Origin of the sequence: Photorhabdus africana (assembly GCF_035181445.1) — a bacterium.
In the GTDB taxonomy this organism is placed as follows: Bacteria; Pseudomonadota; Gammaproteobacteria; order Enterobacterales; family Enterobacteriaceae; genus Photorhabdus; species Photorhabdus laumondii.
This window is the reverse complement of sequence record NZ_JAXBVE010000218.1, coordinates 1-333: the sequence shown is the minus strand read 5'-3', so window position 1 is coordinate 333 and position 333 is coordinate 1. Positions and strand designations below refer to the sequence as shown.

At 60.1% G+C, this 333-nt stretch carries 1 protein-coding gene; it reads right to left on the bottom strand.

Annotated features, from left to right (window positions below; translation table 11 throughout):
- The coding region (locus SLS51_RS23475; protein ID WP_323840874.1) for a hypothetical protein at positions 1–333 on the bottom strand (333 nt) is incomplete at both ends.

Here is a 333-nt window from a genome sequence, read left to right as displayed (position 1 = left end):
GCCCATACGCTGTTATGGCTGCTGTGTATTGTATCTGCGTTGACCGTGGTATCGCCGCGGGCTTCCACCCGGCCCCGATTATCCAGCGTACCGCCCGCCTGTAAATTCACCGTCGATTGTGACAGCAATTTGCCGGTGTTAGTGACATCGGCAGACGAGGTTAATTGCAACGTATCCCGGCTGCTGAGGGTGCCGCGGTTCTCTATCCGGCCCTCGGCGGTGATATGGACCTCCCCGGCAGACGCGCCGATATTACCGGCATTATGCACGCCCACCCCCGCTTCGGTGCCTATCAGCCTGATTTTATGGGCATACATGCCGCCCAGCGCCGCC